This is a genomic window from Microbacterium sp. CH1 (genome assembly GCF_001595495.1).
Lineage (GTDB): Bacteria > Actinomycetota > Actinomycetes > Actinomycetales > Microbacteriaceae > Microbacterium.
The window spans coordinates 422,316-447,379 of record NZ_LOSO01000018.1 but is presented as its reverse complement, the minus strand read 5'-3'; the positions used below and the strand labels follow the sequence as shown (position 1 = coordinate 447,379).

At 67.5% G+C, this 25,064-nt stretch carries 29 protein-coding genes and 1 pseudogene; 12 read left to right on the top strand and 18 right to left on the bottom strand.

Features of this window, described 5'->3' with window-relative positions; all coding sequences use genetic code 11:
- Nucleotides 1-238 precede the first annotated feature (238 nt).
- Genes AUV07_RS13300 through AUV07_RS13290 form a run of 3 tightly spaced genes read right to left on the bottom strand, consistent with a single transcriptional unit; the run spans nt 239 to nt 2,244 of the window.
- A complete protein-coding gene (locus tag AUV07_RS13300) occupies nt 239-754 on the bottom strand; it encodes a hypothetical protein (RefSeq protein WP_062636772.1) in 516 nt (171 codons plus the stop codon).
- A 13-nt stretch (nt 755-767) separates the two neighbouring features.
- Entirely contained in the window at nt 768-1,622 is an 855-nt protein-coding gene (locus tag AUV07_RS13295) for an aminoglycoside phosphotransferase family protein (protein ID WP_062636769.1), read from the bottom strand.
- Between the two features lies 1 nt (nt 1,623).
- Complete coding sequence (locus AUV07_RS13290) at nt 1,624-2,244, bottom strand: cyclodeaminase/cyclohydrolase family protein (protein ID WP_082802958.1); 621 nt, start codon at nt 2,242-2,244, stop codon at nt 1,624-1,626.
- Nucleotides 2,245-2,299: 55 nt separating this feature from the next.
- Between AUV07_RS13290 and AUV07_RS13285 the strand changes: the two genes are divergently transcribed.
- A complete protein-coding gene (locus AUV07_RS13285) occupies nt 2,300-2,689 on the top strand; it encodes a hypothetical protein (protein WP_062636766.1) in 390 nt (129 codons plus the stop codon).
- A gap of 16 nt (nt 2,690-2,705) precedes the next feature.
- Here the strand turns inward: AUV07_RS13285 and AUV07_RS13280 are convergent, their stop codons facing one another.
- Entirely contained in the window at nt 2,706-3,359 is a 654-nt protein-coding gene (locus AUV07_RS13280) for a hypothetical protein (protein ID WP_062636764.1), read from the bottom strand.
- Between the two features lie 110 nt (nt 3,360-3,469).
- Between AUV07_RS13280 and AUV07_RS13275 the strand changes: the two genes are divergently transcribed.
- The gene (locus AUV07_RS13275; RefSeq protein WP_062636763.1) at nt 3,470-3,724 is read left to right on the top strand and encodes a type II toxin-antitoxin system VapB family antitoxin; all 255 of its coding nucleotides are present in this window, start codon (nt 3,470-3,472) and stop codon (nt 3,722-3,724) included.
- Nucleotides 3,721-4,125 carry a PIN domain-containing protein gene (locus AUV07_RS13270; RefSeq protein WP_062636761.1) on the top strand — a complete coding sequence of 135 codons (405 nt, stop codon included), beginning with the start codon at nt 3,721-3,723 and terminating at the stop codon, nt 4,123-4,125. The genes AUV07_RS13275 and AUV07_RS13270 overlap by 4 nt, the downstream gene beginning before the upstream one ends.
- A gap of 8 nt (nt 4,126-4,133) precedes the next feature.
- On the opposite strand, the gene AUV07_RS13265 is transcribed toward AUV07_RS13270, so the two are convergent.
- The 6 genes from AUV07_RS13265 to AUV07_RS13240 form a co-directional block, all read right to left on the bottom strand.
- A complete protein-coding gene (locus AUV07_RS13265; RefSeq protein WP_062636759.1) occupies nt 4,134-5,942 on the bottom strand; it encodes an oleate hydratase in 1,809 nt (602 codons plus the stop codon).
- 89 nt (nt 5,943-6,031) lie between these two features.
- Entirely contained in the window at nt 6,032-6,817 is a 786-nt protein-coding gene (locus tag AUV07_RS13260) for an ABC transporter permease (RefSeq protein ID WP_062636757.1), read from the bottom strand.
- Between the two features lie 4 nt (nt 6,818-6,821).
- Nucleotides 6,822-7,769, bottom strand: a complete 948-nt coding sequence (locus AUV07_RS13255) for an ABC transporter ATP-binding protein (protein ID WP_062636755.1) — start codon at nt 7,767-7,769, stop codon at nt 6,822-6,824.
- Nucleotides 7,770-7,817: 48 nt separating this feature from the next.
- Nucleotides 7,818-8,018 carry a helix-turn-helix transcriptional regulator gene (locus AUV07_RS13250; protein ID WP_062636753.1) on the bottom strand — a complete coding sequence of 67 codons (201 nt, stop codon included), beginning with the start codon at nt 8,016-8,018 and terminating at the stop codon, nt 7,818-7,820.
- Nucleotides 8,015-8,434 (bottom strand): hypothetical protein, encoded by a 420-nt coding sequence (locus AUV07_RS13245; protein WP_062636751.1) that lies wholly within the window; start codon nt 8,432-8,434, stop codon nt 8,015-8,017. The genes AUV07_RS13250 and AUV07_RS13245 overlap by 4 nt, the downstream gene beginning before the upstream one ends.
- Nucleotides 8,431-9,507 carry an ABC transporter permease gene (locus AUV07_RS13240; RefSeq protein WP_062636749.1) on the bottom strand — a complete coding sequence of 359 codons (1,077 nt, stop codon included), beginning with the start codon at nt 9,505-9,507 and terminating at the stop codon, nt 8,431-8,433. The genes AUV07_RS13245 and AUV07_RS13240 overlap by 4 nt, the downstream gene beginning before the upstream one ends.
- A gap of 159 nt (nt 9,508-9,666) precedes the next feature.
- On the opposite strand from AUV07_RS13240, the gene AUV07_RS13235 reads away from it, so the two are divergent.
- From AUV07_RS13235 to AUV07_RS13220, 4 genes are all read left to right on the top strand, one after another.
- Complete coding sequence (locus AUV07_RS13235) at nt 9,667-9,981, top strand: hypothetical protein (protein ID WP_157524069.1); 315 nt, start codon at nt 9,667-9,669, stop codon at nt 9,979-9,981.
- 34 nt (nt 9,982-10,015) lie between these two features.
- Nucleotides 10,016-10,633 (top strand): hypothetical protein, encoded by a 618-nt coding sequence (locus AUV07_RS13230; protein WP_062636746.1) that lies wholly within the window; start codon nt 10,016-10,018, stop codon nt 10,631-10,633.
- 83 nt (nt 10,634-10,716) lie between these two features.
- The gene (locus tag AUV07_RS13225; protein WP_062636744.1) at nt 10,717-11,172 is read left to right on the top strand and encodes a hypothetical protein; all 456 of its coding nucleotides are present in this window, start codon (nt 10,717-10,719) and stop codon (nt 11,170-11,172) included.
- On the top strand, nt 11,169-12,608 hold the full coding sequence (locus AUV07_RS13220; protein WP_062636742.1) for a tetratricopeptide repeat protein: 1,440 nt from the start codon (nt 11,169-11,171) through the stop codon (nt 12,606-12,608). Before AUV07_RS13225 ends, AUV07_RS13220 begins: the two co-directional genes overlap by 4 nt.
- Before the next feature lie 21 nt (nt 12,609-12,629).
- On the opposite strand, the gene AUV07_RS17390 is transcribed toward AUV07_RS13220, so the two are convergent.
- From AUV07_RS17390 to nrdH, 7 genes and pseudogenes are all read right to left on the bottom strand, one after another.
- The gene (locus tag AUV07_RS17390) at nt 12,630-13,241 is read right to left on the bottom strand and encodes a metallophosphoesterase (RefSeq protein WP_082802955.1); all 612 of its coding nucleotides are present in this window, start codon (nt 13,239-13,241) and stop codon (nt 12,630-12,632) included.
- Nucleotides 13,238-13,690 carry a hypothetical protein gene (locus AUV07_RS13215; RefSeq protein ID WP_231868269.1) on the bottom strand — a complete coding sequence of 151 codons (453 nt, stop codon included), beginning with the start codon at nt 13,688-13,690 and terminating at the stop codon, nt 13,238-13,240. Before AUV07_RS13215 ends, AUV07_RS17390 begins: the two co-directional genes overlap by 4 nt.
- A gap of 159 nt (nt 13,691-13,849) precedes the next feature.
- Nucleotides 13,850-14,020 (bottom strand): annotated as a pseudogene (locus AUV07_RS18235) (nucleotidyltransferase domain-containing protein); the annotation flags it as partial.
- A 534-nt stretch (nt 14,021-14,554) separates the two neighbouring features.
- The gene (gene nrdF / locus AUV07_RS13210) at nt 14,555-15,535 is read right to left on the bottom strand and encodes a class 1b ribonucleoside-diphosphate reductase subunit beta (RefSeq protein WP_025102609.1); all 981 of its coding nucleotides are present in this window, start codon (nt 15,533-15,535) and stop codon (nt 14,555-14,557) included.
- Between the two features lie 79 nt (nt 15,536-15,614).
- Nucleotides 15,615-17,759: a class 1b ribonucleoside-diphosphate reductase subunit alpha gene (gene nrdE, locus AUV07_RS13205; protein ID WP_062636739.1), complete on the bottom strand. Its 2,145-nt coding sequence runs from the start codon at nt 17,757-17,759 to the stop codon at nt 15,615-15,617.
- Nucleotides 17,756-18,190, bottom strand: coding sequence for a class Ib ribonucleoside-diphosphate reductase assembly flavoprotein NrdI (gene nrdI / locus AUV07_RS13200; RefSeq protein ID WP_062636737.1), 435 nt, complete (start codon nt 18,188-18,190; stop codon nt 17,756-17,758). Before nrdI ends, nrdE begins: the two co-directional genes overlap by 4 nt.
- A 56-nt stretch (nt 18,191-18,246) precedes the next feature.
- Nucleotides 18,247-18,480 carry a glutaredoxin-like protein NrdH gene (gene nrdH, locus AUV07_RS13195; RefSeq protein WP_017202656.1) on the bottom strand — a complete coding sequence of 78 codons (234 nt, stop codon included), beginning with the start codon at nt 18,478-18,480 and terminating at the stop codon, nt 18,247-18,249.
- Between the two features lie 422 nt (nt 18,481-18,902).
- Here nrdH and AUV07_RS13190 point away from each other — a divergent pair, with 422 nt between their 5' ends.
- From AUV07_RS13190 to AUV07_RS13170, 5 genes are read left to right on the top strand one after another with little or no spacing between them, the layout of a single operon-like run.
- Entirely contained in the window at nt 18,903-20,066 is a 1,164-nt protein-coding gene (locus AUV07_RS13190) for an MFS transporter (protein WP_051582162.1), read from the top strand.
- Complete coding sequence (locus tag AUV07_RS13185; RefSeq protein WP_062636735.1) at nt 20,063-20,980, top strand: sugar kinase; 918 nt, start codon at nt 20,063-20,065, stop codon at nt 20,978-20,980. The genes AUV07_RS13190 and AUV07_RS13185 overlap by 4 nt, the downstream gene beginning before the upstream one ends.
- Before the next feature lie 40 nt (nt 20,981-21,020).
- On the top strand, nt 21,021-21,779 hold the full coding sequence (locus tag AUV07_RS13180; protein WP_062636733.1) for an alpha/beta fold hydrolase: 759 nt from the start codon (nt 21,021-21,023) through the stop codon (nt 21,777-21,779).
- A complete protein-coding gene (locus AUV07_RS13175; RefSeq protein WP_062636731.1) occupies nt 21,776-22,936 on the top strand; it encodes an acyl-CoA dehydrogenase family protein in 1,161 nt (386 codons plus the stop codon). Before AUV07_RS13180 ends, AUV07_RS13175 begins: the two co-directional genes overlap by 4 nt.
- Nucleotides 22,937-22,991: 55 nt before the next feature.
- A complete protein-coding gene (locus tag AUV07_RS13170) occupies nt 22,992-23,459 on the top strand; it encodes an Lrp/AsnC family transcriptional regulator (protein WP_025102615.1) in 468 nt (155 codons plus the stop codon).
- Nucleotides 23,460-23,468: 9 nt separating this feature from the next.
- On the opposite strand, the gene AUV07_RS13165 is transcribed toward AUV07_RS13170, so the two are convergent.
- Nucleotides 23,469-24,983 carry a PucR family transcriptional regulator gene (locus tag AUV07_RS13165; protein WP_062636729.1) on the bottom strand — a complete coding sequence of 505 codons (1,515 nt, stop codon included), beginning with the start codon at nt 24,981-24,983 and terminating at the stop codon, nt 23,469-23,471.
- Nucleotides 24,984-25,064 lie beyond the last annotated feature (81 nt).

Below are 25,064 nucleotides of genomic sequence, written 5' to 3'. Positions count from 1 at the left end.
CACCGACGATAAGCCTGAGCGTCGCGCGATCACAGGGGCGGAGCTGATGATCACCCGGGTGAGTTGAGCCAGTGCGGTCCATCGGAGGAACGCACTCGCAGCGGAGCGCCCGCCGGGGGAGGGAGGTGAGTGGCAGGCGCTCCGTCGGCCGCAGCGTGACCGTCGAGGCCCCCCAAGCCGGCCCGTGCAGCACGTTCAGGATGAACCATGCGCACGGTCCGCGCAACGGGTGTGTCCGTCAGTGTCCGTGCGCGAGTTGCTGCACGAGCACGACGACGCCGCCGAGCCCGACGAGGATGCCGAGTGCGATGAGCTGCTGCCACCACCTCACCCCGGTCCGGCGGACGGCGACGTACCCGATGAGCCCGAGGATCGCGACGTAGACGATCGATGCGATCGTGAGAGCCGTCCGCAGCTCGATCCAGCCCAGGACGGCCGCGAGGAGGACGAGCAGCGGCACCGCCGCCGAGCCGAGCGCCGTGCCGGTGAGCCGCAGCACATCGCGCAGGTCTGCGCCTCGCGGGAAGCCGCCGTGCGCCGCGAGGTGCGCGACCAGATCGGCGGCGAAGCCCGCCAGCGCGATCGCGACGATGCCGATGAGCAGGGTCACGGCGGCCTGCAGGGCGCCGGTGTGATCGACGTTGGAGTTCTGCACGAGCACGATGGCGAGGCCCGTGAAGGTCGCGTACACCCGCTCCTTGATCGCGGCGCGGTCGTGCTCGGGCCGAGCGGCGTCGGAGTCCGGCGTGCTCATGGGCGGGATGCTATCAAGACAGCCCTGCCGACCGCAGCGCATCGTCGAGCACCGTCGCGGCGGGAGCGATCGCGGGCTTCCCGTCCTCGATGTCCCACAGCGCGTTCTGCAGGAGCCGCGCGGTCGTCCAGCGTGCCGCGCGTGCACGGTCGAGGTGCAGCATCTCGGTGAGGATGTCGAAACGACGCCGCACGATGCGGGCCGCACCCACGGTGCCCGGATCGCGGCTCCAGCCGCTGTCCAGCGCCGGCCACAGATCGAAGCCCGCGTCGCCGACGAGGGGTTCGGGGTCGATAGCCAGCCACGGTTCGCGCTCCGCGCTGAGGACATTCCCGAAGTGCAGATCCCAGTGCAGGAACCGGCTGCCGGGTGCCGCGGCGACGTCCGCGACGAGGCGCCGCCACCGGTCGAACCGCCGCCGATGCTCGCCGGACAGCTGCGTGCCCGCCTCCGTCGCATCGTCCAGCATCTGCGACACCACCGCCTCCAGTCGCGGAAGACCGGGCGGCGGGTCGACGCTGTGCAGGCGTTCGAGGAGGGAGCCGACGATCCGTGTGGCCTCATCGTCATCGTCCATCGCCTCGAGGCTGCGCTCGGCATCGAGCCGCTCCAGGAGCATCGCTCCGCGATCCGGCGCGCTCGCGAGGAGGCGGACGATCCCTCGCCCGTCCCACCGCGCCAGCCCGAGCACTGCCGCATCGACCTCCGGCCCCGGCTGCTGCAGCTTCACCGCGGCGGCGAGGCCGTCCGCCCGCCGGACCGGGACGACGATCCCCGCCTCGCCGGACAGGAGAGGCCCGTCCGGAGAGAGCCCCCAGGCGTCCAGGACCTTGGCGACCCGTGCAGGCAGCGGACTCTCGTGCGCCATGTCAATCCAGGCGCGCGGACAGCTCCGCGGTGATCCGGGAGACCTGGGTCCGCGCCTCCGCCAGTCGCCCGACCTCCTCGTCGAGCCCTGCCTGCATCGCGGCCGACGCGCCGTGCCTGCGAGCGAGCTGCAGATTCGCGCGGAGGTTCAGGGACGCCCCCGCCAGCCCCGCGGCGAGCGCCTCCGTCGCCACCGCGAGGTCCACCGCGACGTGCGGGTTCCCGTGGGCGGCGAGCGCGCGCGCCTCATCCACCACGGTGATGCCGATGCGACCGAGTCGCGCGACGGATGCGGCCGCATCGAGGGCGGCGCCTCGCACCGCCTCCTCCCGCTCGGGGTCTTCCGACGCCCGTGAGAGCGCGGCGCCGAGATCCGCCGAGACTACGCCGTCGGCTTCGACCGCCTCCAGAAGCTCCGCGCGCGTGCCGTCGAGACCGCCGGCGATCTCGGTGACGGCATCGTCGTCGCGGGTGTATCCGGCGACCATGCCCATCAGCCCGGTCGCCAGACCAAGCATCACCCCCGCCGCGGCTCCGCCACCTGGCGAGCCGGTGGGCTGGCTGAGCGCGTCCAGCCAGGCGTCCAACGGACGTGATGTCGGGATGTCTGTGGAATCCGTCATGCCGCTCAGACTATTCGCGTGCAGGTGCGAGCCTCGTTCTCTCTACGATGGAGTCGTGCAGCTCGTGGACACCGTCTCCGTCGTCGGCGAGGTGCTGTCCTGGATCGGCCTCGGCGTCGGAGTGCCGTTCCTCATCGGGGCCCTGCTGATCCGGCTCGTCGAGGGGCAGTGGGTCCCCGTCGAGATCGCCGTGATCGATCGGGACGGCCGCCTCATCGCTCGCTGGTTCGCCGGCGGCGACTTCCACGAGCGACCGCTGCGCCGCAGCGAGCCCACGGCCACCACCGATGGATGGCTCGACGGGTTCCACAGCTCGAACGACCCGGCTCGCATCCGGATCGGTGAGCCGCCGCATCTGCGCCGGGTCCTGCGGACTGTCGGGGTCGTCTTCGCCGCGGTCGGTGCCGTCGGCCTGATCGTGTCGTTCCTCCCACTCGTCCTCTGACCCGGCCCGCGGGGCGTCACGCCCTCGACGGGCGCTCCGAGGGCCCTCGACCGAACGAGTCCAGCGCCGCGCGGTACGCGGCGGCGTCGCTCCGCACCTCATCGGTGACCAGGAGCGCGTGCGGTCCGATCTGCCGGACGTACGTCCCCCGGCAGGGCAGCGTCACCACCCTTCCGAGGCCGCGACGCCACGCGTCGGCCAGGGTGGCGACGTCGCGGCGTTCGGGGCTGTCCGCGAGCGTCGTGAGGTGCGTCGCGAGATGTGCCTCGGAACCGCGCCGCTCCCACGCGCGGTACGCCGCATCATCGGACACCTCCACCCCGAACGCGTCCTGCGCTGTGGGCCCGACGAGACGAGTGAGCACCGCTTCCCGCTCATCCGGACTCAGCGTCGTGGCGACGGCGCGGTCGAGCAGCGCCGGGTCGGGGTCGGTCGCGGCGTGCGCGACGGCGTCGCCCCAGATGCGTGGCCAGGCCTCCGCCCAGCGCGCCCGGGTCTCCTCGTCCACGCGCCGCTCGGCCGCCGCCGGTCGGTCGACCAGCGGCGGCGGGAGCGCGTCATCGGCCGGATCCAGCTCGTGCGCCTCGCGGATCCAGAGGAGCTCCAGCAGCGTGTGCGGACGGTCCTCGACGGTGAGGGTCATGTCGTGCGGCCACGGGTTCCCGGGCATCGGTCTCGTCGAGCGCATGCGTCCTCCCTTCCCCCCCCGTCGGCCGACCACCGCCGACCGACAGTCTTATATACTGTCTTATACAGAATCGCAGGGAGGAGGGAACGACCATGACCGTCACATCCATCGACATCGACCCCGACGAGTTGAAGCAGGCCAAGAAGCTCGCCGGCACGACCTCCAACCGCGAGACCGTGGATCTCGCCCTGCGCACCCTCATCGCGGTACGTCGCCAGCCCGCCGCCGTCGAGCGCATCATCGGCCGCCGTTTCGAGGCCGAACAGATCGACGCACCGACGGTGGCTCCCGAGCCGATGCCGGAGCGGCGCGAGGGCGCTGGACGGAGCGCGAGCACTCCCCGGTGACCATCTACCTCGTCGACAACAGCATCTGGCAGAAGGCAGGGAGAAGCGCCGCGATCGCCGACCGCCTCCGTTCCCTCTCGCCGAACCACCTCCTCATCACCTGCCCGCCGCAGGTGCTCGAGTACTGCCACTCGGCCCGTGACGCGGAGGAGTACGCCGCTCTGCGGGAAGACATGGAGGAGCTGCTCCCCGCCTGGGAGCATCCCGACGAGGAGGTCGCCCTGGACATCCAGCAGGCGCTCTGGACGAACGGATTCCTGCGAGCCGTGGCCGCCTTCGACTGCCTGATCGCGGCGTACGCCGTCGCCAACGACGCCGTGATCCTCAACTCCGACCACGACTTCGGATACATCGAGCTGGCGACGGCGGGCCGAGTGCGCCAGGAGTACGTCGCCGCCTGAGCGCACGCTCACGCGATCGCGTCGTCGTCCCGCGGGCGCGGCACCGTGGCGCCGTGCGCGGGGATGAGCCCGAAGTCCGTCAGCAGCTCTCCCATCTGCGTGTTGTCGAGCTTGTCGAGGAGGCGCCCCTGGAGGAAGTTCGGGCCGGGGATGTGGACGGCCTCGCCGTCGCGCAGCCGCGCGGTGGCCTTGAGGAGGTAGCGGATGTCGTAGGTCGAGTTGAAGACCTCCGGCACGCCGCGTTCCACGTCGAGCAGCTGATACGTGGCCTCCATCGCCGTGCGCACGGAGTACTCGGTGGTGAAGATCGTGTCGCGCGTCGTTTCGGCGAACTGTCCGAGGAAGGCGAAGTTGACGCTTCCCTCCGGGACCACCTGCGGACGGTCGCCGGCCCGGCGCGGCATGAAGAAGGAGGTCACGTACGGCATCATCACCGGGACCGTCTTGGCCGCCGACGCGGCGAGTTCGGCGATGTCCTCCACCGGGACGCCGAGGTGGTAGAGCCACTCCTGCGCGATCTCCTCGCCCGTGCACTCCTGCATCGGCTTCTTGACGAAGTCGCCGGGAGTCTCGACGAAGAGCCCGTAGACCCAGGCCACGATCTCGTTCGGCTTCTGCGCCTTGAAGTGCGGTTGCCGGTTCACCGTCCAGCTCATCAGCCAGGCCGAGTCCTTGGCGGTGACGATCCCGCCGGTGACGACCTTGCCGCTGAAGGGGTCGCGCTTGCAGATCTTCTCGATGTACTTCGGGATGCGCTCGTCGACGGTGGTCACCGTGGCGGATTCCCACGTCGTCTTGTCGATGTCGCTGCAGAACACCTCCGGTCGCCCGAACGCGGGCGACTTCGCGGCGATACGCTTCCAGAGATCCCAGGCGGGCGCCGGGCCGGTCTTCAGCTCCGGAGCGGTGTGCTGGTCGCCGTTGCCGGAGTTCTCGGTCAACGACCCGATCGTCGCCAGACACAGGTCGTCCGGACCGAGGTCGACGCCGCCGGGCTCGCCGTCGGCGATCCAGTCGATGCGCGTCGCCTGGATGCGACCGTCCTCGATGTCGAACTGGATGTCGGTCACGGTGTGATGGAACCGGAACTGCACGCCGTGGTCGTCGAGGAATTTCCGCATCGGCAGCACGAGCGACTCGTACTGGTTGTACTTCGTGAACTTCAACGCGGACAGGTCGGGCAGCCCGCCGATGTGGTGCATGAAGCGGTGCAGATACAGCTTCATCTCCAGCGCCGAGTGCCACTCCTCGAACGCGAACATGGTCCGCCAGTACAGCCAGAAGTTGCTGCCGAGGAAGTCGTCGCCGAACACCTCGTCGATCCGCTTGCCCTCCATCTCCTCGCGCGTGGCGAGGATGACGGCGACGATCTCCTTCTGCGCCTTCTCCGAGAGGGTGAAGAGCTTGTTCGTATGCGCGTCCTGCCCCTGCTTCTCGGTCACCCGGCACAGGGAGACGTTGGGGTCGTCCTTGTTGAGCCAGTAGAACTCGTCGAGCACGCTGGCACCCTCGATCTCCAACGACGGGATGGAGCGGAACATGTCCCACAGGCACTCCATGTGGTCCTCCAGCTCCCGGCCGCCGCGGATGACGAACCCCTTCTCGGGGTACTTGATCCCGTCCAGCGCACCGCCGGGCAGCCCCAGCTCCTCGAGGATCGTGATCCGCTCCCCCGCGACCTGCCCGTCGCGGATCATGAAGATCGCGGCCGCCATCGCGGCGAGACCGCCGCCGACCAGCCAGACCGTCTTGTCGTCGGCCCCCTCCGGCTTCCGGGGTCGTGCGAATGCTTCGTAGTTCCCATTGCTGCGGTACATCTGTCCCACCCTCCGATTGGTTCGACACCGATGCGCACAGTCCAGCCGAAACCGATGCGGAAAGGAAGGGCTTCCTCCGCCGACCGCATCTACGCCGACGTGGTCGCGCTGTTACGGTCGCGTTCCGCTCCCCAGTCGAAGAGGAAAGTCGCGAGGGACCCGACGACCATCGCCACCGCAAGGAGACCAGCCCACGCGACGGGGAGGGCGAGTACGGGTTCTCGACCTGAGCTGATCGCGTTGAGGGCCTGCATGAACCACGTGCTGGGCAGCGATTGCGAGATGGCATCCACCCAGTCGGGCAGCGCGTTCAGTGGCAGCGCCAGTCCGGATGTGGCGAGGACGACGACCGGCGCGATGAGGCTGATCTGCATGACCAGATCGACATTCTTGCCCCGTGCACCGAGCAACAACCCGAACGCCAGGAACATGACAGCGCCACACACGAGGGTGATCGCCGCCTCGAGAAGCCGCGCGGCGGAATCGATGCCCGTCACGGCCATCAGGATCAGGACGACGGCAGCTTCCACGGCGGCGATCGCACCTCGAACGGGAAGCTGCCCCAGGAGGAAAGACGATCGCTTCAGCGGAGTGGTGCCGAGAAGACGCAACGTACCCCGATCACGATAGGTGACGAGCGGCACCGAGGTTCCGACGAATGCCAACGCCATGAAACCGATCGCGGGGACAATGCCGATGTTCGAACGGAGGAAGGAAGCGCCGCTCAACTCCGATCCGAGGAAGGCGTCCAGCAACAGCAGGATGACGATGAGCGACAGGAACATGAAGACGATGACACCGGCGGTGAAACCCGAACGCACGAGTTCTCGGAAACTCGCCGCCGAGACCTGCCCAGTGGAGGAGCGCGTCGCCATCCGACTACGCCGCCCCCTCGGCAGAGGCGTCATCCGCTGAAGCTTCGCTCAGCTCGAGGAACAGATCCTCCAAGGTGCCCCGCTTGATATCGAAGTTCCTCGCGCTGAAGCCCGGGACGAAGGTGATCTTGCGAATGAGGTCGTCCGGCGCCGCCGTGCGCGTACGAACGCGACGCCCACGTCCCGTGACCTCTACCTCGTAGTCGATCACCCCAGGGAGGCCGTCCAGCGCCGCCAGGTCGGCGTGCCCGTCCACGTCGAAGGACACCACCGTTTCGGCCTCGCGAGCGAGGATCAGCGCTTCCGGCGTATCGAGGGCGACGAGCTTCCCGGAGACGAGTATCCCCACCCGGTCGCAGAGCTCCGTGGCTTCGTCCATATGGTGCGTGGAGAGGAGCACCGTCACCCCCCGTGCCGACAAGGCTCGGATTGTGGCCCAGAGCGCCTGACGGGCCGAGGGGTCGAGCCCCGCCGAAGGCTCGTCGAGAATGACGACTTCCGGATCCCCGACGAGCGCCACCCCGAGCAGGAGCCGGCGAAGCTGGCCACCGGACAGATCCTTGACCCGAGTGCGGGCCTGCTCGTCGAGGCCGACCGACTTTCGGATCGCTGTCGGTTCGGCTCCCGCAGCGTAGAAGGACCGGAAGAGAGTGAGCGTCTCGTCGACGGAGAGACTCTGGAAGAGGCTCGCCGATTGCGGCTGGATAGCGACCCGCTCGGCGAATGCTCGCCTGTCGCGATTGGGAGTCATTCCCAGTACCTCGACTGACCCCCTGCTAGGGCTGCGGAGCCCGACAAGGCACTCGATCGTCGTCGTCTTCCCGGCTCCGTTCGGCCCCAGCAGGCCGAAAACCTCACCGGGACGGACGGCGAAGGAGATGCCCCGTACTACCTCCTTATCCCCGTAGCGCTTCTCCAGGTTCTGTACAGAAATCGCTTCCGCTTGCTGCATGGTGGTCTGACTTTCTGTGCGAGGGGTTTGTGTACGGTCCTGCCGCGGTCAGGGTTGCTGCTCGGAGAAGAAGATCTGCTCGATCGGCAGCCCGAACACGGCGGCGATCCGAAAGGCAAGCGGCAGCGAGGGATCGTACTTCCCCACCTCCAGCGCGTTCACCGTCTGCCGCGACGTACCCAGCAGGTCGGCGAGCTGCGCTTGCGTGAGCCGACGCTCGCCCCTGAGCTCCTTCAATCTGTTCCTCATCGTCTCGTCGTCACCACTCCGGCGATGCACCAGGTCATCAAGCCTGCAGACAGGATCAGCCATTCCGAGGCCGCGACCTGTGCTCCGACGAGCGAAGCGAGCCCGAACCCGAAGGCGGTGAGCGTGGTCGCCGCGAAGCTCACCGAGAACGTCACGAGCAGCGCACGCTTCTCGTACTCGGCAGCGCGTCGAAGGTGACGCCAGACCGCCACCACGACCCATCCGGCGCCCCCCATCGCCACCACCGCCGCGACTGTCTGGAGGACAGCGTCCGACGTCTCGCTCGGCGCCTGCATGAGCACTGCCAGGCTTCCCAGCATCAGTGCCAAACCGGGGATCATCTCGAGGAGGTAGCGGCGACTCGCCTTCCGCTCGTGCGCGGAGAACCGGGAATCGTCGACATCGCGTCGGTTCATCGCTTCGTTCCGATCGTGCCGCGACGCACGGGCTCTCTGTCCCAGGAGAACAGCCGTGCAGCGAGGACGAAGGCGACCGCACCGCATACGGCCATGAGCACCCAGAGCGCCGAGAGCGGCAAATCGGGCTCGATCCCCGCGAGGTCGGCTCCCAGCGCTTGAATCATCCACGTCGTCGGGATCACGTTGAACAGCACTTGGAGTGGCCCTGGGATGATCTCGGACGGAAGGATTCCGCCGCCGAGGCCGACGAGCAGCATCGTGAGCGTCACAGCCAACTGCTGCATGTTCGCGGCATTCCGGGCTCGCGAACCCAGCAAGAAAGCGAGGGGAAACAGCATCACCAGGCTCAGCAGCATGGATATCGAAAGCCGCCAGAGCATCCCCGGCTCCACGTAGTGGCGTGTCGCGGCGATGACGAGGACCACACCGAACTCCACCAGGGCGAAGCAGAGCCTGGCGGGAATCAATGACAGCACGAGAGTGTCGTTTCGGAGGGGAGTCGTCCCGAGCAGGCGCAGCGTTCCCCGCTCGCGCATGGAGACGAGGGGGACCGCGGTACCGACGAACGCGATGGCCATGAGCCCCAGGCCGAGCGCAGGAGCCAGGTTCGCTTGGAGGATGTCGGCCTTCCACACGCCTTCCGAATCCACGACCGTGATGTCCATGATCTCGACACCCGCACCCCGAACCGCTTGCCAGACGCCCTGCCAGGCAGGGGTCTCGTCAGCGGACACCACCATCGTGACTTTCCCCTCGGCCTCCTGCACAAGGACGTTCGCTGCGCTCGGATCGTTGACCAGGTCGATACCGCGCTCGGAGAGAACGGAGTCGATGCGACCGGCCAATCCGGCGTCGGAGCCGTCCACCACGACTCGAGGGGACCCGCTACCCGCCAACATCAGACTGAGTGCCCAGATGACCAGCAGGAAGAAGCCGAACAGGAACAGTGTCGCGAACCCGGTCTGAAGAGTCCTGCTGAGGTCCTTGGTGTCAGCGGCGACGAGCTGCCGAAAAGGCGATGGGCGGGGACTGCCGGCCGTCGCGATCCGTTTCCCGGCGTCGTTCGTCATACCCATCCTTCTGTCAAGCGTCCTTGACAGGAAGGTAGGTCAGCAACCTGGCGCAGGTCAAGGTTCGCGATATACCGGCAGTTCCGCAGTCGACCCGGACAGCGTCGAGCGCTTGGTCCGCTGTTCGTCGGGGTATCGCGTGATCGCTAGGATCGCGGGGTGACTCAGATGCCTCCGTTGCCCCGTCGCCGCGCCTTCGGATGCGGAGTCGCCTCCGCCGCCGTGGCGGTCGTCGGGATCCTGCCGACCGCGATCGTCTTCGTCCTGGCGGGGACGGCGGACCCGAACTACGGATGGCTGGTGTTCCTCACGCTGCCGCTCGCGGTCCTCTTCGGTGGCATCGCCCTCATCCTCGGCGTGATCGGGCTCGTCTTCGCCCGCGCCGACGGCGGAGGGTATGCGTGGCCCGTCGTCGGAGCCGTGCTCGGCGTCCTGGCGCTCCTTCCCGCCGCCGCGTTCCTGTGGGGCGGCTGATCTCGTGCGCCAGAACCCGCCCGCCAACAGACTGATGCTCGCGATAGCTGCCGCACTGGCGGCGTTCTTCGTCTGGGGGGCACTCGTGCGCCCCCTGTTGGACGGCGAGCCGCCCGTCGCGACCTCGCTCGTGTTCGGCGCTGGCGTGGCACTCGCCGGTCTGATCATCTGGATCGTGCTCGGACGCATCCAGCGACTGCAGCGCGCCCAGCGGCGAGCGCTGCGGGAGCGTGAGCCGCAGGCACGGATCTTCGGCTCCTACGCCCTCAACGGCGTGGCCACCTACCTTTCGCGCACGATCCCCCTTCTCGGACTCGGCGCCGCACCGCGCGGCCTCCTGACGGCGAGCCCCACCGGGGTCATCGAGCCCTCGGGGTTTCGGCTGGTCCGCGGAGGCGCGCGGCTCCTCACGGCCTACAGCGTTCCCCGGGATCGGATCCAGGGTGTGACGAGAGGCGGCATCCAGGAGGGTGCCTTCCTCTATCCGACCCTGGTGATCGTGGTCTCGCAGGAAGCGGGACAGGTCGCGATCCCGGTGCCGGTGACCAGGGACGACGCGCCGCTTCGCCGGGAGTCGCCGGACGGCATGGATCGCCTCATCTCCGATGCGGCACGGATCTGGGGCGTCCCGGTACTCGGGGACGGCGACTGACGCGAGCGACGCCGCGACCGGAATCGACGCGCGAGAGCGGGTGACTCATGCGTAAATCGACAGCGTGGTGGTTGATTGCAGCGATGACCGCCGTCTCGCTCATCGCCCTCGGCCTCGTCATGACCTACCGCTTTTCGACTCCGCTCGTCGATCCTGCTCCGCCGACGCCGGACTGCGGGGTCCAGGCGCTCGTCGTCGGCGTGACGATGGCGGCAGCGACGGCGGGTGGCCTCGGCGCGGGCGTGTACGCGACGAAACGCGAGGTCGCCCGAGGTCGAATCGTCGGCTGGACCGCCGCCGCGATGCTCGCGGGCACCGTTCTGGGAGCGATTCTGGCCTTCGTGCTGAGCGCACGCACCCATTGTCCGTCGGAGACTCCTGGCGACGACAGAGATGAATTGCGCTACGCCAACGATCCTCCGGAACGCCGCCGCCCTGCCACTGGCTATTGCCGCGTGCAGTCGACCGCACTATTGGTGAAGTCCGTCGAGCCCTCCTGCGCCAGACGACACCCTCGCCTCGGTACAGTCAGTTCGTGACTACAACTCCACTTCCACTGCGGATCTTCTTGGCTACTCCTGGAGACTTGAGCGACGAGCGACAGGTCGTCGCCAATACGGTCGCTGAGCACAACAGACGCCGTCGGGGCAAGACGAACGTAGTGTTCGAGATCGTAGGTTGGGAGCAGGTCCGGGGCACCGCCCGACGCCCCCAAGAGGCGATCAATGAGCTGATCAGCGAAAGCCACTTCATGATCGTCATGTTCAGGCAGAAGTGGGGTAGCGAGCCCGGAAGCCCGTGGGGCTACACGTCTGGTACCGAAGAAGAACTCTTTACCGGCCTGCTAGAACTCGGGCAGGGAGATCAGCCGATGAGAGACGTTTGGGTGGCGTTCATGTCGCACGTAAGCCCGGAAGAACGCGTGACTCGCCTCAAGGAGCAAATGGTGCGCGAGCATTCGATGCTGTTCGAAGCCACCGCCGGTGTCCGGGAACTCAAAGACAAGCTTGCCGAGCGACTCGCTAGTTGGGAGAACATGGCGTCAGCGAAGCGTCCCCGTCATATCGATCTGATCTCGTCGACGGGTCGAGAGATGCTGAAGGCAGCGCGGCTTCGCATCGCCGGGGAGAAGCTGGTCGACTTGGGCCAGCCCGCCGCGGGTCGAGCAAGTCTCGCCGAGGCTGCCGCCATCGGGGGGCCAGTTGAGAACCTGGCCTACGCACGTCTTCTGGCTAGGCAGGGGGAACTCGACGAGGCATTTGACTCAACGCAGCTAGCCATCGATCAGTGCCTCGAAGGAGCGTCGGATCTATACTCCAACCTCACGGCTGAGGCAATCGCCGCCCAAGCAGGCGTGCTTCGAAGGCAAGGCGAAACACACGCTGCGATTGGTCGTCTTGAACACGCTCTCACCCTCCTGATCGAGGATGACCCGTTCACGAATCGGATACGTACAACCATCTTGGACAATCTGGGCATCGCTCATCAGAGCCTGCGTCAGCTTGAAAAAGCGGAAACAGCCTTCCAAGAGTCACTTGAGATTCGGACGAGCTCTTCTCACGAACACGAGATCGCACAGTCCCTTATCAACCTGGCTCGGCTCGCCGTCGCAGCGAGAGACCTACCGGCAGCTTTGGATCGAGCAACGAAGGCTGAAGAACACCTTCAGCACTCCGCAGCAACGGCTCTGCACGCTAATGCCGCGACGCTACTGGCGCAGGTGCATCTCCGCCTCGGAGACCCCGGCGCCGCCATTACACATGCGGAACGCGCGCTCGCGCTGAACCAGCAGTTCGCCAACACTCAAGGCGAAGCCATCTCACTTCTCTTGCTTGCGCAGTGCTTTCGTGCCGCAGGCAATCCAGATGAAGCAATCGATTATGCGAGCCGTTGTCTACGGATCAACGAGGACATGGATAACGCGACCGGAATCGAACGGGCTCGGTGGTTGCTCACCGAACTTGGCGCCGCGTGAGGTCGATGCCCGAAAAGCCATTTAGACGCGCGATCCTCCAAGGTCCACCTGAATGTACTCGCGGCTTGGCCAAAGAAAAGCCGTCAATCGACCCCCCTCGTCGCCACAACCGGTATCAATCTCGGCCGATCGCCAACGAACCTTCGGGAACATTCCGGACGGTCGATGCGCGGTAACAACGAACTTGCCCAGATTCCAGTGGGCTGGCGCGCCCAGCGGCTCATGCTGAGCCATAATACGGAAAGCGCTGAAGCGTCGAGGCATCGCGCGAATAGCATCGAGGTGTACCGCTGGCAACGCCCGATGGAATTCGGAGAAGACTTCAGCTCCAACAACGTCTCCCACATACGACCGTATCGTCGCAGCCCCTCCCATCTTCAAAAACACGCGCAGATCCTGAGTGTCGACGGCGCGGAGCAACTCTGCTTCGTGGTTCCCCCGCAACAGCGTTGCGGAGCCGTCAAGCATCATCGGAACTAGTCGGTCAAGAACACCACTCGAACTAGGCCCCTTGTTTATGTAGTCGCCAAGGAAAACCAGATGGTCCACTGCCCCCTCACGTAGAGAATCCAGAATTCCTTCGAGGGCTTCGATCGACCCGTGTACGTCACCCACAAACGCGAGACTTCTCATAGCAGGATCTTCTCCACCTCTGCATACACCGACCCTGCTCCAGACGAACCGAGGATCAGGAACGCCGCCGAGAGGAGGTCCCCCGGCTTTCCCCATTCGTTGACCACACTTGCCTCCAGCGAACCATGACGGCTCTCAGGGAAGCCGCCCACCAGTGGCGCAAGGCGCTCAAGGCAGTTCTGCAGCTCCGCTGCGGAGGCCGACGTCCGACGCCTCGAAGCGAGCAAGTCGGTGAGATCTGGATCCTCCAGTCGACGAGCGATCTCCCTCACCGAAAAACACGGTTCGCCCTGCTGGATCGCCTCCGCATAAAGGCAACTGCGCAGCAGATATCGAGCCTGCCGGAGCATCCCTTCGAGATATCTGGGCAAGTCGCGCGAGGGGGTTGTGAACAGCGATGACATGGTCTTGGCACGGCTCAGCAGACGCTCCGTATCTACATCGCCCATGGCTTGTACGGAGCGAACGAGGGAACCCGACGGGTCCCAAAGAATCTGCGCGTCTCTGCGGAGGTGCGCGCCAAACAGAGTACCGATTCCAGTCTGCAGTTGCGCCTCGGTGTAAAAGCTGACACTCACATCGGCGGAGCTAAGACTGGGGCGAGAATGAGGGACTAAAGCCAACACATCTAGGTCCGACCCATTGACCGCGTCTCCACGAGCTCGACTCCCATAGATCAACACGGCCTCCGTATCGCGGGGAAGCCGAGGGAATCGCCGGACGATTGAACCCGGGACGTCGAGCGCTCTCAGCGGCTCGACCAACTCAGGTTTGACCATATTCGCTCCAAAAGTAGGAGAATCTCCCTCAGCACACTACTCCGACAACCGGGTTGAGCGTCGAGGCAGCGTGCTCGCTCATTCTTCTTAGCCGGCGTCCGTGCCCGCCCGAGGAAGCTCACCTTCAGGCCAACCTCGTAGCCTGGGTCGTATCTCGCTGCGGCCTATGAGAATACGGAGCATGCGGGGTCGGTTCAGACTGGAACGCACCGCGTCTCTATTTCACGAGTACGCGTACACCAGCTGATGTACCACAGCACCCAAAAGCACGCTTGATCAGCGAGATCTCAGCGATTGGTATCCCGCAAATAACCGCTAACGATCCCGCCCCGAGAATAGTGAGGTGGAGGGGTTGACGCTCGCCGGAGCATCTGAACATCCCGCTTCATTACAGCGCTTGAGTATGGGCCTCTGCCGGGCTTTCACCAACGCGATCGGCTGTAGGCCAAGCAGAAACGCCCAAAGGCCAACTAGCGGCGTCCCCTGTCACGAACCTGGTGCGGCGCCACACTGCGTGACGCCGCACTCACGCGATCAGAAGTCCCAGTCGTCGTCTTCCGTGGCCTCGGCCTTGCCGATGACGTAGGAGGAGCCCGAGCCGGAGAAGAAGTCGTGGTTCTCGTCCGCGTTCGGGGAGAGCGCCGACAGGATCGCCGGGTTCACGTTGGTGACGCTGGAGGGGAACATCGCCTCGTAGCCCAGGTTCATGAGGGCCTTGTTGGCGTTGTAGTGCAGGAACTTCTTGACGTCCTCGGTCAGCCCGACGCCGTCGTAGAGGTCCTGCGTGTACTGCACCTCGTTGTCGTAGAGCTCGTAGAGCAGCGAGAACGTGTAGTCCTTGAGCTCGTCCTTGCGCGCCTGGTCGGCCGTCTCGAGTCCGCGCTGGAACTTGTAACCGATGTAGTACCCGTGCACGGCCTCGTCGCGGATGATGAGGCGGATGAGGTCGGCCGTGTTCGTCAGCTTCGCCTTCGACGACCAGTAGATCGGCAGGTAGAAGCCCGAGTAGAACAGGAACGACTCCAGCAGCGTCGAGGCGACCTTGCGCTTGAGCGGGTCGTCTCCCTGGTAGTAGTCCATGATGATCTGCGCCTTCTTCTGAAGGTTCACATTCTCCGTGGACCAGCGGAACGCCTCGTCGATCTCCTTCGTCGACGCGAGCGTCGAGAAGATCGAGGAGTAGCTCTTCGCGTGCACCGACTCCATGAACGCGATGTTCGTGTAGACGGCCTCCTCGTGAGGCGTGATCGCGTCGGGGATCAGCGACACCGCGCCGACGGTGCCCTGGATCGTGTCGAGGAGCGTGAGCCCGGTGAACACCCGCATGGTGAGCAACTGCTCGTCGGGGGTGAGCGTGTTCCACGACTGCACGTCGTTCGACAGCGGCACCTTCTCCGGCAGCCAGAAGTTGTTCACCAGACGGTTCCAGACCTCGAGGTCCTTGTCGTCCTGGATGCGGTTCCAGTTGATCGCCTGCACGCTGGAGACCAGCTTGAGCGGGGAGTGAGGAGTCATTCTTGTCCTAGTTCCTGGGTCACTGAGCCTGTCGAAGTGTGGGTCACTGAGCCTGTCGAAGTGTGAGCCTGTCGACGTGTCAGAGCATGCACGAGACGCACTCGGTCATGTCGGTGCCCTCGAGCGCCAGCTGACGCAGACGGATGTAGTAGATCGTCTTGATGCCCTTGCGCCATGCGTAGATCTGGGCCTTGTTGATGTCACGCGTGGTGGCGGTGTCCTTGAAGAACAGCGTCAGCGACAGACCCTGGTCGACGTGCTGCGTGGCCGCGGCGTACGTGTCGATGACCTTCTCGTAGCCGATCTCGTACGCGTCCTGGTAGTACTCCAGGTTGTCGTTCGTCATGAACGCCGCCGGGTAGTAGACGCGACCGAGCTTGCCTTCCTTGCGGATCTCGATCTTCGAGGCGATCGGGTGGATCGAGGAGGTCGAGTTGTTGATGTAGGAGATCGAGCCCGTCGGCGGCACGGCCTGCAGGTTCTGGTTGTAGATGCCGTGCTCCTGGATCGACGCCTTGAGCTGGACCCAGTCCTCCTGCGTCGGGATGTGCTTGCCCGCGAAGAGCTCCTTGACCTTCTCGGTCTCCGGGACCCAGGCGCGGTCGATGTACTTGTCGAAGAACTCGCCGGACGCGTAGGTCGAGTCGGCGAATCCGTCGAACGCCGTGCCGCGCTCGATCGCGAGCTGGTTCGAGGCGCGCAGCGCGTGGAACAGCACGGTGTAGAAGTAGATGTTCGTGAAGTCGACACCCTCCTCCGAGCCGTAGAAGACGTGCTCGCGGGCGAGGTAGCCGTGCAGGTTCATCTGACCCAGGCCGATCGCGTGCGACCGGTCGTTGCCGTCCTCGATCGAGCGGACCGAGCGGATGTGGCTCTGGTCGCTGACCGCAGTGAGCGCGCGGATCGCGGTCTCGACCGTCTGGCCGAGGTCGTCGGCGTCCATCGACAGCGCGATGTTCATCGAGCCGAGGTTGCAGGAGATGTCCTTGCCGATCTCCTTGTACGACAGGTCGTCGTTGTAGGTGGTCGGCGTGTTCACCTGCAGGATCTCGCTGCAGAGGTTCGACATGTTGATGCGCCCCTTGATGGGGCTGGCCTTGTTGACCGTGTCCTCGAACATGACGTACGGGTAGCCGGATTCGAACTGGATCTCGGCGACAGTCTGGAAGAACTCGCGGGCGTTGATCTTCGTCTTCTTGATGCGCGGGTCGTCGACCATCTCGCGGTACTTCTCGGTCACCGAGATGTCGCCGAAGGGCACGCCGTAGACCTTCTCCACGTCGTACGGCGAGAACAGGTACATGTCCTCGTCGTTCTTGGCGAGCTCGAACGTGATGTCCGGCACCACGACACCGAGCGACAGCGTCTTGATGCGGATCTTCTCGTCGGCGTTCTCGCGCTTCGTGTCGAGGAAGCGCATGATGTCGGGGTGGTGGGCGTTGAGGTACACCGCACCCGCACCCTGACGCGCGCCGAGCTGGTTGGCGTAGCTGAAGCTGTCTTCGAGGAGCTTCATGACGGGGATGATGCCCGAGGACTGGTTCTCGATCTGCTTGATCGGGGCGCCCGCCTCGCGGATGTTCGACAGCAGCAGGGCCACGCCGCCGCCGCGCTTCGAGAGCTGGAGTGCGGAGTTGATGCCGCGGGCGATCGACTCCATGTTGTCCTCGATGCGCAGCAGGAAGCAGCTGACGAGCTCGCCGCGCTGGGCCTTGCCCGCGTTGAGGAAGGTCGGGGTGGCCGGCTGGAAGCGACCGGAGATGATCTCCTCGACGAGGTTCACGGCGAGCTTCTCGTCGCCGTCCGCCAGGGCGAGCGCGGTCATCACGACGCGGTCCTCGAAGCGCTCGAGGTAGCGCTTGCCGTCGAACGTCTTCAGCGTGTAGCTCGTGTAGTACTTGAAGGCACCCAGGAACGTCTCGAAGCGGAACTTCTTCGAGTAGGCGAGATCGTTGAGCTTCTGCACGAAGTCGAACGAGTACTTCTCGATGACGGCGCCCTCGTAGTACTCCTTCTCCACGAGGTAGTCCAGGCGCTCCTTGAGCGAGTGGAAGAACACCGTGTTCTGGTTCACGTGCTGCAGGAAGTACTCCCGTGCGGCGCGCTTGTCGGCGTCGAACTGGATCTTCCCGTTCGCGTCGTACAGGTTCAGCATCGCGTTGAGCGCGTGGTAGTCCAGGCCCTCGTACGCGGGGTTCACCTTGAATGCCACTGTCTCGGTCACCGAAGATTCCACCGTCGTTCCAATCCGTCGCTCACGCGATCCACGTCGTCCTGTGTGCCGAAGATCTCGAGCCGATACAAGTGAGGCACGTGACACTTGCGGCTGATGATGTCGCCGGCGAGGCAGAACGCGTCGCCGAAGTTGGTGTTGCCCGCGGAGATGACGCCGCGGATGTGACGCCGGTTGCGCTCGTCGTTGAGGAACCGGATCACCTGCTTGGGCACGGCCCCCTTCTCGACCCCGCGCCCGGCACCCCCGCCATAGGTGGGGGTGACCAGCACGAAGGGCTCGTCGACGACGAGGTCCTCTTCGTTCCGGTGGAGGGGGATGCGTCGGGCGGGAAGCCCGAGCTTCTCGATGAAGCGCGCGGTGTTACCCGACACGCTCGAGAAGTAGACCAGGAGCGGCGCTGCGGTCGCGACGGCGCTCATAGCTCTCTCCTTGGGTTCCTGAGCCTGTTGAAGGGCCGGGTGGCGAGCCTGTCGGACTACGCCAGGCGGGACGCGAGCTCGTCGATCTTGTCGGGACGGAAGCCCGACCAGTGGTCCTCGTCCGTGACGACGACCGGCGCCTGCATGTAGCCGAGCGCCTTGACCTGCTCCAGGGCCGTCGGGTCCTCCGACAGGTCGTGGATCTCGTACTCGATGCCCTTGGCATCCAGGGCACGGTAGGTCGCGTTGCACTGGACGCAGGAAGGCTTGGTGTACACCGTGATCGACATCTGAACCCCTCAAATCTCTGGTTTCTCCGGCAGACCTCCGCCGGGATCTCAATACTACATATAGGGACGGACATTCGGTGCGACCACAAGGGGTAGTAGTTACATCCGTGTAGTTTTTCCACCGCTCTCCACTGATACAACACAGGTTGTCCACCGTTTCTTCCACAGGCGGACCCCCTCTCCCGGGGTCGTCGACCCGCGGGAAATCGCGGCTGGGAGGAGCCTGTGAGAGATCCATCCACAGGCGGCACCATACGAGGGGCTTCCGACATCCCCAGGCCTGTGGAATTCGCCCGTCGGCGTGTCCACGGCGTGTCGCGGCGTGTCGGTCACCGAACCGTCCCACCGACGTCCGCGCCGCCCGGTACCGTTGTCGAGTGGCGGGCTATCGGGATCTTCTTCGCACGCCGGGAGTGGGCCGCATGATCGCCGCCCAGCTCACCGCGCGCTTCCCCAACGGGATGATGTCCTTGGCGATCCTGCTGCACGTCGAGCAGCAGACCGGATCGTACGGATCGGCGGGCCTCGTGCTCGCCGCGACCAGCGTCGGCCAGGCGGTCGCCGGCCCCATCACCAGCCGGTGGATGGGCGCGTGGGGCATGCGGCGGGTGCTGACCCTCACCCTGTCCGTCTGCGTGATCGCCGTGCTCGGTCTCGGGCTGCTGCCGCTCTCCGTCCCCGGCTACATGGCTCTCGGCATGATCGCCGGCCTGTCGACTCCGCCCGTGCAGGCGGCCGTCCGCACGATCTACCCCAAGCTCGTGAACGCCGGCCAGCTCACGCCGCTGTTCTCCCTCGACGCGTCCCTGCAGGAGATCATCTGGGTGCTGGCCCCGGTGGTCATCACCCTCGTCTCCACCCAGGTCGGCACCATGGAGGGTCTGCTCCTGGTGGCGATCGTCCTCGTCGCCGGCGGCGCGTGGTTCATCCTCTCCCCCGAGGTCGGCCGCGTGCGCATCCCCCGCAGCCGCAATGCGCTGGGCAAGGTCGTCCTTAAGCCGCCCGTGCTCCTCGCCACGGTCATCGGCTTCCTCCTCATCGGCGCCTGCTCGGCGGTCGAGGTCGGCGTGGTCGCGACGTTCGAACACGGCAGCCTCGCGGCGGGCCTCATCCTCGCCGTCTTCTCCGCCGGCAGCCTGGCCGGCGGTCTCGCCTTCGGCCACATCCCGATCGGCCCGTGGGCGATGGCGCGCCGCCTGCTCATCGTCACCGTGGGCCTGGCCCTCACGATGGTGATGCTCAACGTCTTCTGGCTGGGCGGCACGCTCATCCTCGCCGGCATCGGCATCGCTCCCGCCCTCGCGGTGCTGTTCGCCATCACCACGGCCAGCGTGAAGTTCAGCGAGACCGCCGAGGCCTTCGGCTGGGCGGGCACCGGACAGCTCATCGGCGCCGCGGCCGGATCGGCGGTCGCCGGCTTCCTCGTCGACGTCGGCGACTGGCGCGGCGCCTACCTGGCCGCCACCATCTTCGCGGGCGTCGGACTGCTCGTCTCGATCGTGTTCGTGCGCTCCTTCCCCGATCTGCGTCACCGCGACGCGAGCCCCCATCCCGACACCGAGCCCCTGGCGGTCACCCCCTCATGAGCCCCTCCGTCCCGTCCTCCTCCCCCGCGATCGTGTGCGTCGGCGAGTCGATGGCACTGATCACGCCCACCGGCGCCGACCTCGCGTCCGCCGACACGGCGTCGATCACGCACGCGGGCGCGGAGGCGAACGTCGCGGTCGGCGTGGCGGCCGCGGGCCACCGCGCCGCCTGGGCCTCCCGCCTCGGCGACGATCCCCTCGGCCGGCGTCTCACCGCTGAGCTGGAACGGCGCCGCGTCGAGCTGTGGACCGAGCTCGACGCCGAGGCGCCGACCGGCGTGATGTTCAAGGATCCCGGCGTGGAGTCGTCGGCCGTCTACTACTACCGCCGCGGCTCGGCCGCCTCGCGCATGGCACCGGGGTTCCTGTCCCCCGCGCAGCTCGCCGGCGTGCGCATCGTGCACACCACGGGCATCACCCCGGCACTGTCCGCGACGTGCCTGGCGATGGTCGACCAGCTCTTCGCCGACGCGCGCACCGCCGGAGCCGTCGTCTCGTTCGATGTCAACGACCGCCGGGCACTGTGGAGTCCCGAGGAGGCGTCCGCCACCCTGGCTCGCCTGGCCGACGCCGCCGACATCGCCTTCGTCGGCCGCGACGAGGCCGAGCGCATCTGGGGCACCGCCACGGCGGCGGAGATCCGCGCCCACCTCCCGCACTGCGGTCTGCTCGTCGTCAAGGACGGCGACGTCGGCGCGACGGCGTTCGCGGGCGACGCGGACCCGGTGTTCGTTCCCGCGCCGGTGGTCGACGTCGTCGAGCCCGTCGGTGCCGGCGACGCCTTCGCGTCCGGGTTCCTCGCCGCGACGCTCGACGGCGCCGACCTCGAGACCCGCCTGGCTGCCGGACACGAGGCCGCCGCACGGGTGCTCCGCATCGCGGCCGACCTGCCGCCCCTGGAGCCCGCGCGCTGACGCCGCCCGCCACGTCCCGGCGCGGTCGTAGGCTGGTGCCATGCCCGCTCCCGTCCCCCTCCCCCGCCTGAGCTGGGGCGATGCCGCTGCGCCGCGACGCGCCCTCCTCGTGCACGGTCTGGGATCGTCCGGCGCGCTCATGTGGCGGCTCGGCGACGCCCTCGCAGCGGCCGGCTGGCACGCGACGGCGGTGGACCTGCGCGGCCACGGAGACGCCCCGCGCACGCTCGACTACTCCGTCGCAGCGTACGCCGCGGACCTCGCCGCCACGCGCCCTCCCGGTGCGGGCGCCTGGGATGCCGTCGTCGGACACTCGCTCGGCGGCGCCGCCGGGACGGTGGCCGCCGCGGACGACGCGGACTGGACACGACGCCTCGTCCTCATCGATCCCGCGATCCATGTCGTCCAGCAGGACGCGGCCGACGTCCGCCGCAGCCAGGAACGCGCCTTCGCCGACAACCGCCTCGACGCGGTGCGGCAGGAGCACCCGCACTGGCACCCGCAGGACCAGGAGCTCAAGGTCGACGCTGTCCGACGGGCGAGCGCGTGGGCGGTCGAGCAGACCAGCGCACAGAACCAGCCGTGGGACGTCCGTGCGCACGCAGCCCGCCTGACCGTGCCCACGCACGTGATCGGCGGCGATCCCGCCGTCTCCAGCATCTTCACCGGAGCCCTCGCCGACGAGGTGCTCGCGAGCAACCCCCGCATCTCCCTGTCGGTCGTGGCCGGCGCCGGTCACTCGGTGCATCGCGACCGCCCGGAGGAATCCATCCGACAGCTCCTGGAGGCTCTGGCATGACCGACTTCGACCCGTCGGCGTATCTCCCCGACGACCTGCTCGACCGCATCCGCGAGCGCGCACCCCTCCACGACAGGGAGAACACCTTCCCCCAGGCCGACCTCGACGAGCTCCGCGCGGCCGGCTACCTGTCGATCCTCGTGCCCCGGGAGCGCGGCGGCGCGGGACTCGGCCTCGAGCAGGCCGCCCTCCTCCAGCAGCGGCTCGCGGGGGCCGCGCCCGCGACCGCTCTGGCGATCAACATGCACCTCGTCTGGACCGGCGTCGCCAAGGTCTTCTCGGACCGCGGGGTCCCCGGTCTCGAGTTCGTGCAGGACGGCGCCGTGGCCGGCGAGGTCTTCGCGTTCGGCATCAGCGAGGGCGGCAACGACCTCGTGCTGTTCGGGAGCGATACGGCGGCGGTCCCGGACGGCGCCGGGGGTTACGCCTTCACCGGCACCAAGATCTTCACCTCGCTCGCGCCCGTGTGGACGAAGCTCGGCCTGCACGGACTCGACACCACGAGCCCGGACGCGCCGAAGCTCGTGTTCGCCTTCGTCGACCGCACGTCCGCGGTCACCACCGCCGACGACTGGGACACCCTCGGTATGCGCGGCACCCAGAGCCGGACCACGCGCCTCGACGGGGCCGTCGCGGACGCGGCGCACGTCGTGCGGCGCATCGACCCCGGCCCGAGCCCCGACCCGATCGTCTTCGGCATCTTCGCGGTCTTCGAGATCCTCCTCGCCTCCGTCTACACCGGCATCGCCCGGCGGGCCCTCGAGCTTGCGGTGGCGACGGCCCATCGACGTCGCTCCAAGAAGAGCGGCGCCGCGTACAGCCAGGACCCGGACATCCGCTGGCGGATCGCCGACATGGCCCTCGCCTACGACGCCCTCCCTCCGCAGATCGCCGCCCTCGCCCGCGATGTCGACGAGCGCGCGGACCGCGGCGCCGGCTGGTTCCCCGCACTCTCGGGCGTCAAGCATCGCGCGGTGACGATGGCCAAGCACGTCGTCGACGAGGCCATGCTGGTGGCCGGCGGCGGCTCGTACTTCAGCGCCAACGAGCTCTCCCGGCTGTATCGCGACGTCCTCGCCGGCGCGTTCCATCCCTCCGACCCGGAGTCGGCGCACGCCACCGCGGCGAGCGCCTGGCTGGGCCCGATCGAGGCCTGAGCGGGCTCACGCACACCCCGTTGTCCACGACCGTCCGCGGTGCCAAGATCACACCATGGCACCGTCGAAGAAGGACCATACCCTCGACGCGATCTCCAAGACCATCGTCGAGATGCTGCAGGAGGACGGGCGGCGCTCGTACTCCGAGATCGGCCGGATCGTCGGCCTGAGCGAGGCCGCCGTCCGGCAGAGGGTGCAGCGGCTCACCGAGTCCGGGGTGATGCAGATCGTCGCGGTGACGGATCCGATGCAGCTCGGCTTCCACCGGCAGGCGATGGTCGGCGTCAAGGTCGCTGGGGACGCTCGAGGCGTGGCCGAGGCGATCGCCGACATCGACGAGGTCGACTACGTCGTGATCACGGTCGGATCGTTCGACGTGCTCGTCGAGGCGGTGTGCGAGGACGACGACCATCTGCTGGCTCTCGTCAACGACCGCATCCGGCCGATCCCGGGCGTGGTGTCGACGGAGACCTTCATCTACGCGAAGCTCCAGAAACAGCAGTTCGCCTGGGGCACGCGCTGACGGTCGGTCTCAACGCGGCCGCGTCTCCTCGCGGCGGCGGGCGAGGAGGGCGAGGTGCAGGGCGGCGAGGGTCTCCCCGTCGTCCAGATCGGCGCCGAGCAGGTCGCCGATGAGCGCGAGGCGCTGATAGAACACCGAGCGCGAGAGATGGCTCGCGGCCGCCGCCGCCGAGCGGTTGCCCGGGTGCGCGACGAGGGCGGCGAGGACCGCGATCAGGTCTCCGCGGCGATCCCGGTCGTGACGGACGAGGGGATCCAGCATCTGCTCGCTGTGCGCCTGGAGCCGCCGGTCGTCGCGCAGAGCGGATACGAGGCGTTCGAGCGGCCGGTCGGCGACGCGGCGGACCGCCGGCACGTCGCCCCCGGACGGCCGTGCGGCGAGGTCGAGCGCGGCGCGGATCGAGGCCAGGAGCCCGCGGACGCCTTCCGCGCTCGGTCCGACGGTCACGGGCGCACCGTCGGAGAGGTGCGCGAGGACGGCATCGGTCAGCGCGTCGGATCCGGCAGCCACGAGCAGGACCAGGTCCGCTCCCCGCCGAGCCCCCACCGCGGACAACCCCGCCGCACGCGCGCGGGCGACGAGCGTCTCGGCGTCCTCGTCCGTGCGGAAGACGAGGCCGGAGACGGTCCCGCCCGAGAGGTCGAGCCCGAGTCTCCGGAGCCGGACCTCGACGTCCTCCTCGCGGGCGAACCGCGCGCCGAGAAGATCCTCGACGAGGCTGCGATGGGCGAGCACGGTCCACGCCCCCTCCCCATCGGCGAGGCAGCCGAAGGCGAGGGCCGTCGCTCCCAGCTCCAGGACCGTGGACCGACCGGCGGGATGCGGCGGACCCTCCGCCGCGATGAGCCAACCCCAGCGCACACCGCGCGCCTGCACGGGCACCCGATCGCCGCCCCGCTCCGCCTGGCGGAGGGCCTCGCCGACCGGGACGCGGAGCGCTTCGACCGCGACGACCTCCCCCGCCGGATTCTCGAGGTGGACCGGGGCGTCGAGCGCGCGGGCGACCTCGGACACGATGAGGTCGGCCGGCGCGCCGCGGAGGCTGAGGGTCGTGAAGAGGTCGTGCAGGCGCTGACGCTCGCGGAGCGCCGCGGTCTGGGCCTCGATCAGCGCGCGGTGCACGGCCTCGGTCACCGCGACGAACTTGACCTCCGCCCCGAGCGCGATCAGGGCGAGGCCCGAGGCGGCACAGGCCTCGACGACCGCGACCGGGACGCGGGGCATCCGCGGGCCGAGTTCGACGACGATGCCGCACACCCCGACCGCCGCCAGCTCCGCCACGAGCACGCGCAGCGCTGCGGGGCTCGTCGGCCAGGCCGCGCCGGTCGTGAGCAGCAGCTCGCCGCCGTCGAGCAGGCGGGCGACGGCGGCGCTGTCCGAGGCGTGGACCCACCGGACCCCGGCGTCGAGCGCCGGGCCCCCGACGAGGACGGTCGGCGCCCCCGCCTGCACCGCAGGAAGCGCGAGCACGTCCTCGACACGCAGCACCGACGGCGATCGATCCGGACGATCTGTCCGATCCATCGGAAAGTCCTGACGCTCTGCCACTCCGCACGCGCTCCGTTTCCTGTCAACATGGGCCGAGCCCCAGCGTAACGACCCTCG